The following is a 14,918-nucleotide window of genomic DNA, read 5'->3' on the forward strand; positions in this document are numbered from 1 at the left end:
TCTCATACCAAAATGCTTATCTAAATTAAAGAGTACCAGCAAACAATGAAACTGTATGTGCCCCATACGGGACATCTTGAAGGACTTGAAGAACTCCTTAACGGCTCAAAGAATATCTATGGGATCTACATGGCAGGGACCCCTGACTATGTAGGCACGGGAAGGACGAATCTAAGCGCACCCGGACTTGAGGAGATAGAAGTACAAACAGCATATGCCCATGAAAAGGGTGTCAAAATGGAAGTCGTCCTCAACAGTTCATGTATGGGAGGGCAACACCTCACACCCGAAGGATACAACAGGATCAACTGGTACTTCAATAAGCTCAATAGCATAGGCGTTGATTCCATAACAGTTGCAGAGCCCTATTTTGTGGAAATGCTTTCAAGAGATCATGATATGGAAGTAGTGGTGTCTGTGCTTTCTTTTGTGGACTCTCCGCAAAAAGCAGAGTTCTATGAGAGGCTTGGTGCAGATACCATAGTGATAGACCCGGTCATAAACAGGGATTTTGATAAGCTGGAAGCCATAAAGGATACGGTTTCCTGTGATCTTAAACTACTTGTGAACGAAGGATGCCTCTACCAGTGCCCATTCAGGTATGCTCACTTCAATTTCTTTTCCCATGCTAACGGACCGGGACCGAAACTGAACGTGATAGATGATTATTACTATTACAAATGCCTTTCACTCCGTATAAGCGATCCCCAGCAACTTATCAAATCACCTTGGATAAGACCTGAGGACCTTGGGGAATACGAACACATAACCGATATTTTCAAGATTGGAGGAAGGACACACTTCCCCAACTGGATACTGAACAATGTGGAAGCTTATACAAACAGGTCATATGATGGCAATCTCATGGACCTGCTGGATTGTCCAAGGGACATACGGGATCTTTTCTACATACCAAATAAGGAGCTTGATGGCGCCATATCCCAGTGGGAAAAGTGCAACAAAATCTGCAACAAATGCGGATACTGCAAGAGGCTTGCAGAGAAGATAATAAAAGTCTATTCCACCGAGGATGGAGAAAACATGCTAAAGCCCCTTAAAAATGAAGGAGGGCACTAATGACGATAACAGAAAGATTATCAAGGAACCGCAGTGAACTTGAGGGAAAACTGAGGGAACTGCTTGCAAAACCTGTCTTTATTGTAGAAATGGATGCTTTTGCCCTTCCCTGCGGATGTAAAGGTATCACCATAAATACCAGAGGACTACAATATGACGATCTTGAAATATTCGAAGAACATATCAAAAAAGACCTGGAAGAGACTTCAGAGAGACTTGAGATAGAACCTTCTTTTCTTTTTGCAAGACTTGTGCCCGGTACGGCAGAAGTTGCCTCGCTCAACAGCAGGGTACTTTGTAACAGGTGTTACATCGATTTTGCACGGGGCAGTGGCAAAAGACCAAGGCCTGACATATATATACTTAACTTAACTCGCAGAGAATAAATTCCATTTTTTTGACGTTGTCAACCAGATATATTACTACTGTTTACGACAACATGATATTTTTCCACAATGCAAATGCGAATAACAACACTTTTGATTACATCCATACGAAAGATTTAAGAAGTATTTAATATAATGCAAACCACCTGACGTTAGTCTACGCCATATCAATTATAATAAAATCTTTAAAAATAATTATTGTAATTTTGGCACGATCTACGCTAATAAGTAATAATATAAAAAGGAGGAAATGTGAATGGAACCGCTCACAAGTATGGGCGTACTGGCACTTATGGGAGCTGCCGCAACTATTGCAGGTGCCTCTGAAGACCTTGAATCTGATGTAGGGTCACAGAGTAATCCAAACTCCCAGGTGCAGTTAGCGCCCCAGATGATGTATCCACACAGGATCTACAACAAAGCCGTTTCTGGTGAACCACCATCAAACGCCCTTATGTGTGCAATCGGTGGTACAACCGCCTCAGTTCTGATGAGTACCGGTGCATCCGTAGTGCTGGCATTGGTAATAGGATCGATTGTCGCAGCAGCGATACATGGAACTTACTCAGTTACATCATATATCGGCAGATCAGCAAGTCAGAAACGTTTCAAACAACCAATTTATCTTGATTTGATTAGAACTCACACACCCGTCATTATGGGATATGCCTTTATCACAACGCTCTCTATCCTTGTGGTATCATATCTTATGGTAACTACAATGGCACATCCTTTCCCACTGCCACTTCTGGCATTCATTTGGGGAATTGCGGTTGGCGCTATCGGTTCATCAACCGGTGACGTACATTACGGTGCGGAAAGGGAATTCCAGAATGTGGAGTACGGATCAGGCCTTAATGCTGCAAACTCCGGTAACATCGTGAGAAAAGCAGAATCCGGCATCAGAAACGGTATCGACAACTCATGGTTCTGCGCAAAGTTCGGAGGACCTGTAACAGGAATCGCTTTCGGTATGGTTGTGTTCCTTAGTGGATGGATAACCGTGGTATTCGACCCTTCGATAAGTGAAACCATGGGATGGGAATCCATTATAGCAGGAATTGTCATTGTACTGTTACTGGCCATCTGGAACAGGAAGATCGAAGTAGACGCCCGGAAAGCATTCGGACCCTACAAGAAAGATGAGGAAGAGGTGGCAGCTTGATAGACATTGCAGGAATAATAGCAGATGATTTTGTTAATATAGTCATGATAACCCTCGGTGGTATGCTTATTTCACTGGGTGTGCATTTAGTGCCTGTAGGCGGAGCCCCCGCAGCTATGGCACAGGCCACCGGGGTAGGTACCGGTACGGTTCAGCTTGCTGCAGGAGCAGGTCTTACAGGCCTTGTAACAGCAGGTTTCATGATGAATGTCACAGACAGCATGGGCCTGATCATCGCATCAGGAACTGTCGGTGCAATGATAATGATATCAGTTACAATGCTGGTCGGTCAGTGGACATATGTCTATGGAGTCGGTTGCCCGCCTGCATCTGCAAAGGTCAAGTATGACCCCATAACCAGGGACAGACAGGACCTCTACGTATCACAGGGTACTGAGGGGCACGGAATACCAACCGCATCATTCATCAGTGGAATCATAGGTGCCGGCCTTGGTGGATTGGGAGGATCTATGATATACTTCTATCTCCTAAGCATCGAGAATGGACTTCCCGAAGCGGATTTCATTGGAATTGCAAGTATTTTCGCAATCGGTCTTTTCTTCGTTAATGCGGTAATACCCTCATATAACATCGGAGGAACGATCGAAGGATTCCATGATCCGAAATTCAAGAGGTTCCCCAAAGCTGTGTTCGCATCCTTTGTTGCAACATTCCTGGCTGCCATTATGGGTGTCGTGGCCATAGGAGGTATGTAAGATGTCTGCAGGCGGAGGAAGCGGAGGAGCCCACGGGACAATTCCACAGAGCAACATTATAGCCTTCGGAGTATTGGGCGGCCTGATAGGAATATATGGAGCTTATTTCCTTGTTGATATGGTCAGCCCTTACATGTCATTCCTGGGTGCCCTTGGTGCGATATGCGGTATCGTATGGGGTGCATCAGCGGTCAGAAGGGTTGCAAACTACGGTCTGGGAACCGGTGTACCTTCAATCGGTATGCTTGCCCTGGGAATAGGTATAATCGCTACAACGTTCGGTCTTGCCGTAGGCGGGATAGCCGGACCTGTTGTTGCACTTGTCTTTGCATCCCTGATAGGACTTGTCGTAGGAGTACTTGCAAACAAGGTCCTGAACATGGGAATACCCATAATGGTACAGTCCATGATCGAGATTGCAGGTGCTGGTGCCATAACCATTGTCGGTCTAAGCACTTCCATGATAGGGACATTCATGTTCTTTGACGAAGTCGTAAACGGAATAATAGTTGCACAGGGCGTTGCCAGCGGAGTCATGACAACAGGATACATAGCAGTCATATTCATTGCAGGCGGTCTTGCTATCCTGCACCCATACAATGCAAATCTGGGACCTGATGAAAAACAGGACCGCACACTTGCATGTGCTTTCGAGAAGGGTGCAGTGGCAATGATAATTGCAGGCATAGTGGCTACTATAACACCATTCGCATCAGGTGCACTTACAATCCTGATAGGACTGGCCATATGGTACATTTCCTTTAGCGAATACTACAAGCGCGTAAAGAGAGACGCATTCATGATATCAGGCGCAGGACTTCTGCCTTCAAAGGAGGAATTGGAATGAGCATGATCCATGTAGCTCCGGAAGCACATCTGGTACTGGATCCCCTTACATCCCTGCTTGCTGCAGAAAGAGAGGATATCATACAATATTCCATGGATCCGATAATGGCACAGCTTGATGAACTGGACAAGATAGCAGATGATCTTATGAACTCCCTCTCACCTGACAGGGCACTGCTCAACTCATTCCCGGGACGTGAGAACACATCCATGGGTGCAGGTTTCTACGGCAATGCATTCTACGGAATAATAGTAGGCCTTGGTGTTGCAGGACTTATGCTTCTGGTCATGAGCGCATTAGGAGTGATGTAAAATGGCAGATAAGAGAGAACCCGCATCAGGGTGGCCGATACTTAAAGGTGAATACGACGTTGGTGACATTAAGAACTGTGTTGCGGTCATAACGTGTGGTTCACACCTTCCAGGTGGTCCTCAGTTAGAAGCGGGAGCAGCTGTAACAGGCCCATGTAAGACTGAAAACCTTGGTCTTGAAAAGGTAATCGCTCATGTGATCTCTAACCCTAATATCCGATACCTGATTGTAACCGGATCAGAAGTAAAGGGTCACATTACCGGACAGGCAATGCTCATGATCCATAAGAACGGGATCAAGGACAACAGGATTGTCGGTGCTATCGGTGCAATTCCTTACATAGAGAACCTCACACAGGAAGCAATTGAAAGATTCCAGCAACAGATCGAATGTATCGATTTCATCGGTACAGAGGACATGAATGCAATTGTTGCAAAGATCAAGGAATATGCTGCAAAGGACCCGGGAGCATTCGACGCAGATCCGATGATACTTGAAGTCGGAGAAGCAGGCGGCGATGAAGGGACTGAAGCAGGCGGACTGAAGCCAATGGCATCCGAGATCACAACTATCAGAAGCAGGATACTTGGCATCAAAAGAGAGATGATCGAGATCGGTAACCTGAACAAATTCCATTCCGGTGTTCATGCAGGTAAGATAGAAGGCGCAATGATAGGCCTGTCAATCACACTAACATTGCTTGGAATGCTACTGTTCGGAGGTAACTGAGATGGCAGAAGAAGAATATGGAAAAGGCGTGCCAATGGTCATTAACCCACAGATGGGACCAATTGAGGCCGTAATCGAGGATATCCGCTACAGAGCCCAGCTTATTGCAAGAAACCAGAAACTCGATTCTGCAGTATCTTCAACAGGCATAGCTGGTTTTTTAGCAGGCTTTGTATTTGTACTGTTAATGGTAGTAATAATCCCTATGTTCGTCTGGATGGTGATTTAAAATGACTGACCGAAGCGACAGGGTACCAAGCGTGGTTACAGACCCGGAGGACTTCAATGCAGTACTTGAAAAGCTCAACAGGATAGATGAGAAGATCGAGTTCGTTAACAGTGAAATTGCACAGCGTATTGGTAAGAAAGTAGGAAGAGACATAGGAATATTATATGGAGCTGTTGCCGGAATAATCATATTCCTGCTCTACGTCCTGTTCCTTGCACCTATGCTCGGTATTTAAAACAAAGAGGTTGATCATATGTTCAGATTTGACAAGAAACAAGAAGTATTCGAGGTCGGCGGAGTAAAGTTCGGTGGCCAGCCAGGTGAATACCCAACAGTACTTGTGGGAACAATGTTCTACAACAGGCACAAGATCGTGACTGACGAGGACAAGGGAATTTTCGACAAGGAAGCAGCAGATAAGCTCTGGCAGGCCCTTGTAGACATGGGTGAAGTTACAGGAAACCCATATGTGAACCAGATAGTAGGTGAAACACCTGAAGCTATCAAGAGATACATTGACTGGTTTGTTGAACTTGATGATAAGACGCCATTCCTCATCGACTCATCCGCAGGGGACGTACGTGCTGCAGCAGCAAAATACGTAACAGAGATCGGTGTTGCTGACAGGGCTATCTACAACTCCATCAACGCAAGTGTCCACGCAGACGAAATAGAGGCTATCAGAGACAGTGACATTAACTGTTCAATAGTCCTTGCTTTCAACGCGACCGACCCAAGCGTAAAAGGAAAACTGGAGATCCTTGAGAGCGGCGGTACAGGACAGGAGAAAGGTATGCTTGAGATCGCAAAGGAATGTGGGATCACAAAACCATTGATAGATGTAGCTGCAACCCCTCTGGGTGCCGGTTCAGGCGCATCCATGAGAGCAGTTATCGCTATCAAAGGACACCTGGGACTTCCTGTTGGCGGTGGGTACCACAACATGGCATCTGCATGGGACTGGATGAAAACCTACAAGAAACAGTTTGAGACAAGGGAAGAAAAGCAGGCTATCTACATGCCGGCTGACATTGGAACAAACCTTGTTCCACAGGTACTTGGCTCCAACTTCCAGCTCTTTGGACCTATCGAGAACACAGACAAGATATTCCCTGCAACAGCAATGGTAGACATCATGCTGGCAGAAACTGCAAAAGAGCTCGGTATTGAGGTCAAAGACCCCAACCATCCGATCAATAAGCTGGTTTAAACAACCAGCTTTCTTTTTTTATAATATTCCGGCAACAAGCCAAAGGCCTGGATAAAGACCCACTCCCCAACCAGCCTTAAAGTATATTAGTAATACGTAGATACTACATGAGGAAATAAATACCATATGTACTACTGTTGAAACCTGACAGTACTGAAATAGCTTGCAAAGAAAAATAATAGTGGCAGGAAAATAATTAAAGTAACAGATACTATCACCCTAGCATGACTGATGTAATGCTGATATGGGATAATCCACTGCTTTTCGAAAAGCTCTTCAAGGAGCATGATATCAGATGCCAGAGAATCGTATCTGATTCCATAGGCACCCCATTTATTCCGCCATGTAAATGTGTGATCATACCTACCGGTTTTGCAAACAGGGCCTATACGAACATTCTAACGGGAATTGAAAGGAATGCTAAAAGGCTAGAGAGCTTTGTACGTTCAGGTGGCAATCTGGTCATATTCAGCCCCATGGTCCCGCAGTACAAATACGGATGGCTCCCAATGGAACTGGAATACATACAACAACATCAGGTCACCCATATCTGTAAAGATCAGCAACATGAAGCACAATGTCTTGTGGAAGACTCCTGCTGTGAAGTTGAGTTTGACGGATATTTTTCAAAAACTGATGGGGAAGTTGTGTTTAAAAGTCATGAAGGAAATGCCCTCATGGTAGTAAAAGAAATAGGAGAAGGCAGGATAATTGCAACAACTATCCATGAATTCCCTTCAGGAGAATTCCTTAAATGGATTAATGGGACTGCAAAAAAGAGCAAGTTATAACTCTTATTTTTTGAAATCTTTATCAAGCTGCTCTGCAATATCTGCAGCATCAGGCACCCTTAGTACAAATAATCCGAAACATGGCTTGATGAACTGGAAAAACACTTCATCCCCTTTCACACCCACAGGAACATTATCTCCCATCAGAGCCACGCCACGTAGCCTGTAACCACCTGGAACAAGATAAACCTTGTCGGACTTTTCCTGAATGAGCTTCTTACACTGAGCCGGAGTACCTCCTTTCAGAAGTATCTCAAAGGGAATGTCATTGATACAGGCCATCTTAATACTCCTCCTTGATCATTCAGTAATTACGAGGTCGCCCACTCTTATACCTTTTTCCGTAATGCATCCTACAATTTTCCCGCCGGTCATATGAGCAGCCTTTTCTGCCTGTTCAGGAGGTAATATGATAATAAATCCCATACCCATATTGAAGGTCCTGTACATTTCAAGGTCATCAACATTACCTTCTTCCCGGAGGAATTTAAAGATTGCATTCGGTTCTATAGGATCATTGAAATTAAAACCAAATTTTGTAACTCTTTTTAATTTCAAAAGCCCGCTGCCTGTAATATGGGCAAGTCCATGTACATCGCATTCCTTTATCACATCAAGGACCTCCATATAGATCCTCGTTGGTATCAGGAGCTCATCCCCGATAGTAGTAGAATCGTCATAAGGAAAAGGATCATGGTATGAATAATGTGAACTATCAATGATCATCCTTACAAGAGTGTAACCATTACTGTGAACACCTGCTGATGGAATACCTACAATGGCATCCCCAGGCTGTACCTTTTCACCGGTGATTATCATGTCCTTTCTGACCATTCCAAGACACGTACCTGCAAGATCAAAACCTTTCACGATATCCGGAAGTGTTGCGGTCTCGCCGCCAACAATGGACATGCGGGAGATCTCGGCACCCTTCCTGAGACCTTCACCAATCTGAGCGGCGAATTCCTCATCATGCCTCTCAAGAGCAAGGTAATCAACAAACGAGATAGGTTCGGCACCTATGGCCAGAAGGTCATTCACATTCATTGCAATACAATCGATACCAACAGTATTCCAGCGTTTCATCTCATTTGCTATCAGAACCTTTGAACCTACACCATCCGTAGCAAGGGCTAAGGCATATTCACCAAAATCAATCAGTCCCGCATAGTGGCCAATACCTGTCAAAGGGGCACCCAGACCTTCACGCTTATAATCCATACCCTGAGTAAGCGCCTTGATGGTCGCTTCTTCTTCTTCTATGTCAACCCCAGATTCTGCGTACGTAAGATGCTTATCTTTCATCTGAAATCCCTGCATTATTTATCAAGTTCAAATTCGTCATGCAGAGTCCTGACAGCATCAAGAGCCTCCCCTGTGCTCACGACAAAGGAAATATTATGCTGCGACGAACCCTGGCTGATCATAATAATATTGATACCCGCCCTGCCAAGGGAATTGAATACTTTCCCTGCAACACCCGGAATACCATCCATCCCTGCGCCTACAACTGCAACCACACATACATCACGATCATATGCAACATCACCCACCACATTGATGGTGAATTCGGACCTTATGGCTGCAACTGCCCTTTCCAGATGATCCTCATTTACCACAAGGGACATGTTAGCCTCGGATGAACCCTGGCTGATCATAATGATATTGACACCTGCATTGGCAAGTGCGGAAAATACCCTTGCTGCCGTACCTATGGTTCCCACCATGCCGGCGCCACATATGTTAATAAGAGCAACCTTGTTGATCAGAGTTACAGCTTTTACAACATCCTGGATCTTCTGCTGCTCTGCAACGATAAGTGTCCCCGGAAAATCCGGTTCGAATGTATTCTTCACACGCACAGGTATCTTATGCCTTATAGCAGGTTCAATGGTCCTGGGATGAAGGACCTTGGCTCCGAAATAAGAGAGTTCCATTGCCTCTATATATGAGATCTGAGGAATTGGCCTTGCTTGAGGTACGATCTTAGGATCAGTGGTAAGTATCCCATGGACCTCTTTCCAGAGCCATATCTCATCTGCATCAACAGATGCACCGATGATAGAAGCAGAGAAATCCGAGCCTCCTCGTCCCAGGGTGGTGATGATATCCTGTTTGTTCTGGGCAATAAAACCAGTGACTACCGGAATATGGTCCTTGAGCAAAGGACAGAGCCTTTCATGCACCCGGGCATAACTATCCTCCAGTGGTTTTGCATCCCCGTAGTTGGAATCTGTTACAATACCGGCTTCACCACCTGTAAAAGCTTTTGAGTGGGTGCCGAAAGAGCGAATAGAACCACTTACTATAGGAGCAGCCAGACGCTCACCATATGAAGAAATATAATCTATCGAACGATTGGTCAGCTCTCCAAGGTAACAAATTCCTATAAGGGCCTTTTCAAGCTCATCGACCCTGCTGTCTATGACGTCTATACATTCTGACCTTATATCCTCCGCATCAATAGCAAAATTGATAGCATCGTAATGCTTTTTTGACAGGCCGGCAATAAATTCCTTTACCTGGCTTACTTTACCGTTCTTTGATACCTCTTTTGCAGTGCTGAGCAACCCGTCCGTAACACCACCAAGTGCCGAAGTCACTGCCACAAGTTCATTACCTTCCATATGGTACTGCCTTAAAAGCTCTGCCACATGACGGATCTTTTCACCGTTTTCCACGGAAGTCCCGCCGAACTTCATTACGATTCTCATGATACGACCACATTTAGTTTGTCAGCTGATTTTCTCTATTAAACAATATGGACCGATATAAAGATTATGTGTCGGGTAAAAATTGGCCAAATCAAAAACATATCACCTGAAATCCCACACATTATTTTAATTTTCGGAAGAAAACGAAGAATAAAAAGAATACTCCTGCCGTTACAATAAGAGAGACTATATTTGAAATATTAGATGTTGAAGGCAAAGAAGGAAGAAACGTCCCGGAAGAAGTATTCGAGGAACTGTTATCTTTTCCTATATTTTCTGTCGCCGAACTTGCAATCCCCATTATCGAACCGGTGATATCCTCCTTAATATTGGCTGACACAGAGAACTCCTCTGAATAATAGGAGTCATTCCTGTCATTATCGACCAACATGAGGGTCACTTTATAGATACCTGCATCCAGCTCATCGGTTACGGCTTTATATGTGCCGGGATTTACATATTTTCTGGAATCCACAAGCTCACCATCAACCAGTACCCTCACTTCAGGAAAAGAGTCGTTCAAATAGTAACTGATAATGGCAATGCGCCCTGCTTTCAATCCTCCGTCAACCGGAGAGCTAACTTCAATGTCAATAACATCGCTGGAACCGGCACTTGTGCCTGATATATTGCCCTGTCGCAAGGAAACATGCTTGAGAAATACTGTTATCGAATCCTCAGTCTGGAAAAATGCTTTCACACTGGCAAGGAAAATTGTCCGCGGGCCGTCATCAGAATAGACAGTATAATAAAAATAATCTCCGGCAGCAACTTCATCCTCTTTCAGCAACCTGCCGTCAAGCCTAAGCCTCAGGGATACTTCACCCTCATTCACATCCCCAACTTCCAGCGTGTAGAGTCCTGCCAGCTCAAGACCGGAATCGCTTTTCAGTGTATAGCTCTTATCAAGTATAAGATAGTCTCCTGCATTTTCCACAGGGTCAAGATACTGTTCAATATATATGGTGGAATGCAGCTCATCGCCTGATATTTTCACAGAGCCCTTAGGTGTTATCCGGAGGATGAGATGATCGGCCTCTTTGTCATTATCCTCATCCTCTGCCACTGAGCGGATATATTCAAGAGGAGCATCTTTTTTTGCGAGATTATCTTCCAGCTTTACAGGCTTACCATTAAGATAGATATCTATCAGCATGTCACCGCTTTTACTGTTCATATCCACTACCTTCACAGAGTAACCCTGCTCCAGGAACAACTCATCCTGAATGATTAGCGAAGGCTCCGAATAGTGAATCATTGCCCCTGTACTTACACCTGCAGCAGGGAAGGCACACATGAACAACAGGCAAATGCAGATAATTACAAAATGTATATATTTCATTGAAACCTCACATCATAGGACCGGAAAAAATGACAGATCATTATGCTACTTTGATTGCATATTATTGTCTTATGGTTTTTATTAATTTCTATTAATATAGGTGAAAATATGAAATATGTAGTACTTATCGGGGATGGCATGGCAGATGAGCCACTGGAAGAACTCGGAAATCTGACAGTTCTCCAGAAAGCCAACACATCCAACATGGATTACATCACCATGAACGGCAGGGCAGGGCTGGCACAAACGGTCCCGGAGGGGTTACATCCCGGAAGTGATGTGGCGAACATGTCAATTGTGGGCTATGATCCCAGGAAGTACTATTCCGGAAGAGCTCCCCTTGAAGCTGCAAGTATGGGTGTGGAACTGGAAAAAAATGATGTTGCATTCAGATGCAACCTCATAACAATAAAGGACAACCTTATCGCTGACTACAGCTCCGGGCATATAACCAGCGGGGAAGCAAAGGAGCTTATCCAGAGTATCCAGTCTGCTCTTGGTGATGGCAGATTTGGGTTCTACCCTGGAATAAGCTACAGGCACCTCATGGTGGCAAAGAATGCCCTTGGTGCTAATACAGAATGTATCCCGCCGCATGATGTAATAGACGGTAACAGGTATGAACACATGCCAGGAGGAGAGGACAGTGAAATAATCTCTGAACTTATTGAGAGGTCCATGGAGATACTGGAAGATCATCCTGTGAACAAGAAGAGAATAGCAGAAGGTAAAAACCCCGGCAACTCCATATGGCTCTGGGGACAGGGATTCGCACCTGCATTCACTCCTTTTAAGGAGCTTTACGGACTTAACGGAGCCATAATCTCAGCTGTTGACCTTGTAAAGGGAATTGGCATATATGCGGGGCTTGATGTCATCGAAGTTCCCGGAGCCACAGGTTACCTTGACACTAATTACATAGGCAAGGCGGAGTACGCCATTGAAGCCCTCAGAGACCATGATTTTGTATTTGTGCATGTTGAAGCACCGGACGAGGCAGGTCACATGGGTGATGTGAATGCAAAGATAAAGGCAATAGAAGACTTTGATGAGAAGGTCGTTGGCACTGTACTTAAAGGAGCCATTGATATGGAAGAGGATGTGACAATCATGGTCCTGCCTGACCATCCAACACCTGTCGCATTGAGGACGCACACATCCGTACCAATCCCTGTGGCGATATACTGCACCCTTGAAGAGAATCCCGACAAAGCTGATGCATTTGATGAGGACTCTGTCAGGAAAGGAGCACTTGGAACTGTATATGCACCTGATCTGGTGGGAATGCTGATCAGCAAGAAGTGGGTACTATAACCATATGATCCTTTTTTGAGCTTGCTTCTCCGGCTCACCATATATAAATAGGGATACTCAGATAATATTAATTGGTGGGAGTATCAATTGAATTGATAGTCTCATCTTTAAATTCCAGAGGAGTGGTATAAATGAAATTTGGACTAACACCCTGGAGTCCCACCAGGGTTTCCGGATGGGACCCGTTTGATGAGATGAAACGCATGCAGGAACGTCTGAACCGTTTGTTTGCAGAAGAGGGGAAAAGATCAGAAATGCTGGACATTGACACGTTTTCACCTCTTGTGGACATCAAAGAGAAAGACAACAATATAATTGTCACCACTGATCTGCCAGGTGTTGAAAAAAAAGATGTCAACATCGACATCAAAGAAAACATGGTATGGATAAGTGCCAACACACATAAGGAGTCCGAGGAAGAAAAGGAAGGGTATCTTATGCGTGAGCGCAGCTACAACAGGTTTGCACGTGCATTCAATCTGCCTGCAGCTGTGAAGGAAGAAGATGCAAGTGCAAAACTTGAAGATGGAGTGCTGACCATCACATTGCCAAAAGCAGAGATCGAGGAAAAGCGGAGGATAATGATAGAGTGAGGTTTAAGAACAAACGTCCATTCGGAAGACACTCTTTTTTTCTATTTTCTTTTATTTTCCTTACCCTTGTTTTGCGGCATCAGTAAAAAATATCATCATCCTTTGCTCAGTCGGGGTAACTGTCATCATCGCCGCAGGAAATATTATGTGCATATACTATAATTACCTTTTCTGATGTTGGTCATAACGATGATTGATACCATTCACAACATTTTTGAAATAGAAAGGAATCTAACGTCATTATTTCCGGAGGAAACTGATTGAAACTTAATGCATTTACTGTGGATAACATACCTCTTATAAAAAAAGGAGATGACATCGCATCTATGATCTGTGAAAGGACAAAAATAGAGGACAATGACATCATAGTCGTGGCATCTACCATCGTTTCAAAAGCAGAGGGCAGAACTTTCAGGCTGGAGGATATCAATGCAGGAGAAGAAGCTAAAAGAATTGCAGGCATGCATGGTCTTGATGCAAGGTTCGTGCAGGCTGTCCTGGACCGCAGCCATGAGGTACTGGTGGAATTCCCGATATTTCTCGTAGAAACAAACAACGGACATGTTTGCATAAAAGCGGGAATAGATGAATCCAATGTTGACAAAGGATACCTGGCATACCTGCCGCCTGACCCGGACCTGAGTGCACAGATGATCGGGGAGAGCATTGAGAAAGTTACAGGAAAAAAAATTAGCGTTATAGTCACAGATACCAACGGAAGGGCCTTTAAGATAGGGCAGACAGGAATTGCCATCGGTGTTTACAGTATACATCCCATAAAGAACTGGAAAGGTCAAAAGGACCTCTTTGGCAACACCCTGGCAATTACAGAGGAAGCAGTAGCCGATGAGATTGCAGGGGCTGCAAACCTGCTCATGGGCGAAGGTGACGGAGGATGTCCGGTAGTTATCATCAGGGGACTGGAACTCAGGTCACAGGATGGTTCAGTAAAAGAGATGTATCGCAGCGACAGGGAGGATGTGATCAAAAAAGGACTCCGTTCTTTAAATAAGATCTGATACCTGGATGTTGACTACCTCCACACCTGAGTCCGAGAAGAAATCCAGTGCATCGGTGTCAGGATAAGGCTGGATGTAGACCACTCTTCTGATATTGGAATTGATGATCATCTTGGCACAGAGTATGCATGGCTGATGTGTACAGTAGAGCGTGGCACCATCTGTGCTCACTCCGTGAAGGGCGGCCTGTATGATAGCGTTCTGCTCCGCGTGGACAGCACGGCATTTCTCATGGTGTGTGCCCGAGGCAATATTATTCTGCTGCCTTATACAGCCGATATCAAGACAGTGTTCCATATTCCTGGGTGCACCATTGTATCCTGTGGAAAGTATACGTTTATCCCTTGCGATAACAGCACCAACCCTGTTCCGCAGGCATGTGGAACGTTTGGACACCACGCTTGCTATCTCAAGGAAATATTCATCTATACTTGGTCTGTCAGTCATTGCTTAAGAGAAGCAGTAAGTGGTATA

The 14,918-nt window shown here is 44.8% G+C and carries 19 protein-coding genes; 14 read left to right on the forward strand and 5 right to left on the reverse strand.

Going from position 1 to position 14,918, the window contains the following annotated elements:
• Positions 1-45: 45 nt before the first annotated feature.
• The 11 genes from V7O64_RS07300 (at position 46) to V7O64_RS07350 (ending at position 7,462) form a co-directional block, all read left to right on the forward strand.
• Positions 46-1,077: a U32 family peptidase gene (locus V7O64_RS07300; RefSeq protein ID WP_407354772.1), complete on the forward strand. Its 1,032-nt coding sequence runs from the start codon at positions 46-48 to the stop codon at positions 1,075-1,077.
• Positions 1,077-1,463 carry a DUF5402 family protein gene (locus V7O64_RS07305; protein WP_407354773.1) on the forward strand — a complete coding sequence of 129 codons (387 nt, stop codon included), beginning with the start codon at positions 1,077-1,079 and terminating at the stop codon, positions 1,461-1,463. Before V7O64_RS07300 ends, V7O64_RS07305 begins: the two co-directional genes overlap by 1 nt.
• A gap of 256 nt (positions 1,464-1,719) precedes the next feature.
• On the forward strand, positions 1,720-2,628 hold the full coding sequence (mtrE, locus tag V7O64_RS07310; protein WP_407354774.1) for a tetrahydromethanopterin S-methyltransferase subunit E: 909 nt from the start codon (positions 1,720-1,722) through the stop codon (positions 2,626-2,628).
• Between the two features lie 44 nt (positions 2,629-2,672).
• On the forward strand, positions 2,673-3,344 hold the full coding sequence (mtrD, locus tag V7O64_RS07315; protein ID WP_407357291.1) for a tetrahydromethanopterin S-methyltransferase subunit D: 672 nt from the start codon (positions 2,673-2,675) through the stop codon (positions 3,342-3,344).
• A gap of 1 nt (position 3,345) precedes the next feature.
• Entirely contained in the window at positions 3,346-4,191 is an 846-nt protein-coding gene (mtrC, locus tag V7O64_RS07320) for a tetrahydromethanopterin S-methyltransferase subunit MtrC (RefSeq protein WP_407354775.1), read from the forward strand.
• The gene (locus V7O64_RS07325; protein ID WP_407354776.1) at positions 4,188-4,502 is read left to right on the forward strand and encodes a tetrahydromethanopterin S-methyltransferase subunit B; all 315 of its coding nucleotides are present in this window, start codon (positions 4,188-4,190) and stop codon (positions 4,500-4,502) included. Before mtrC ends, V7O64_RS07325 begins: the two co-directional genes overlap by 4 nt.
• Before the next feature lies 1 nt (position 4,503).
• Positions 4,504-5,232: a tetrahydromethanopterin S-methyltransferase subunit A gene (mtrA, locus tag V7O64_RS07330; protein WP_407354777.1), complete on the forward strand. Its 729-nt coding sequence runs from the start codon at positions 4,504-4,506 to the stop codon at positions 5,230-5,232.
• 1 nt (position 5,233) lies between these two features.
• Positions 5,234-5,461 carry a tetrahydromethanopterin S-methyltransferase subunit F gene (locus V7O64_RS07335; protein WP_407354778.1) on the forward strand — a complete coding sequence of 76 codons (228 nt, stop codon included), beginning with the start codon at positions 5,234-5,236 and terminating at the stop codon, positions 5,459-5,461.
• 1 nt (position 5,462) lies between these two features.
• Positions 5,463-5,696 carry a tetrahydromethanopterin S-methyltransferase subunit MtrG gene (gene mtrG, locus V7O64_RS07340; protein ID WP_407354779.1) on the forward strand — a complete coding sequence of 78 codons (234 nt, stop codon included), beginning with the start codon at positions 5,463-5,465 and terminating at the stop codon, positions 5,694-5,696.
• Positions 5,697-5,714: 18 nt separating this feature from the next.
• Complete coding sequence (mtrH, locus tag V7O64_RS07345; RefSeq protein WP_407354780.1) at positions 5,715-6,671, forward strand: tetrahydromethanopterin S-methyltransferase subunit H; 957 nt, start codon at positions 5,715-5,717, stop codon at positions 6,669-6,671.
• 224 nt (positions 6,672-6,895) lie between these two features.
• Positions 6,896-7,462 (forward strand): hypothetical protein, encoded by a 567-nt coding sequence (locus V7O64_RS07350; protein WP_407354781.1) that lies wholly within the window; start codon positions 6,896-6,898, stop codon positions 7,460-7,462.
• A gap of 3 nt (positions 7,463-7,465) precedes the next feature.
• On the opposite strand, the gene V7O64_RS07355 is transcribed toward V7O64_RS07350, so the two are convergent.
• The 4 genes from V7O64_RS07355 to V7O64_RS07370 all read right to left on the reverse strand — a co-directional run bounded on the left by V7O64_RS07355 (position 7,466) and on the right by V7O64_RS07370 (position 11,518).
• Entirely contained in the window at positions 7,466-7,744 is a 279-nt protein-coding gene (locus tag V7O64_RS07355; protein WP_407354782.1) for a DUF1894 domain-containing protein, read from the reverse strand.
• 18 nt (positions 7,745-7,762) lie between these two features.
• On the reverse strand, positions 7,763-8,767 hold the full coding sequence (gene purM / locus V7O64_RS07360; protein ID WP_407354783.1) for a phosphoribosylformylglycinamidine cyclo-ligase: 1,005 nt from the start codon (positions 8,765-8,767) through the stop codon (positions 7,763-7,765).
• Between the two features lie 14 nt (positions 8,768-8,781).
• Entirely contained in the window at positions 8,782-10,176 is a 1,395-nt protein-coding gene (locus tag V7O64_RS07365) for an aspartate kinase (RefSeq protein ID WP_407354784.1), read from the reverse strand.
• A gap of 121 nt (positions 10,177-10,297) precedes the next feature.
• On the reverse strand, positions 10,298-11,518 hold the full coding sequence (locus V7O64_RS07370; RefSeq protein WP_407354785.1) for a hypothetical protein: 1,221 nt from the start codon (positions 11,516-11,518) through the stop codon (positions 10,298-10,300).
• A 108-nt stretch (positions 11,519-11,626) separates the two neighbouring features.
• Here V7O64_RS07370 and V7O64_RS07375 point away from each other — a divergent pair, with 108 nt between their 5' ends.
• From V7O64_RS07375 to V7O64_RS07385, 3 genes are all read left to right on the forward strand, one after another.
• Positions 11,627-12,832, forward strand: a complete 1,206-nt coding sequence (locus V7O64_RS07375; protein WP_407354786.1) for a cofactor-independent phosphoglycerate mutase — start codon at positions 11,627-11,629, stop codon at positions 12,830-12,832.
• A 131-nt stretch (positions 12,833-12,963) separates the two neighbouring features.
• A complete protein-coding gene (locus V7O64_RS07380) occupies positions 12,964-13,425 on the forward strand; it encodes an Hsp20/alpha crystallin family protein (protein ID WP_407354787.1) in 462 nt (153 codons plus the stop codon).
• Between the two features lie 260 nt (positions 13,426-13,685).
• Positions 13,686-14,444 (forward strand): coenzyme F420-0:L-glutamate ligase, encoded by a 759-nt coding sequence (locus V7O64_RS07385; RefSeq protein ID WP_407354788.1) that lies wholly within the window; start codon positions 13,686-13,688, stop codon positions 14,442-14,444.
• Here the strand turns inward: V7O64_RS07385 and V7O64_RS07390 are convergent.
• Positions 14,430-14,891 carry a deoxycytidylate deaminase gene (locus V7O64_RS07390; protein WP_407354789.1) on the reverse strand — a complete coding sequence of 154 codons (462 nt, stop codon included), beginning with the start codon at positions 14,889-14,891 and terminating at the stop codon, positions 14,430-14,432. The two genes, V7O64_RS07385 and V7O64_RS07390, sit on opposite strands and share 15 nt — an antisense overlap.
• Positions 14,892-14,918: the final 27 nt, after the last annotated feature.

Origin of the sequence: Methanolobus sp. WCC5, from assembly GCF_045690325.1 — an archaeon.
In the GTDB taxonomy this organism is placed as follows: domain Archaea; phylum Halobacteriota; class Methanosarcinia; order Methanosarcinales; family Methanosarcinaceae; genus Methanolobus.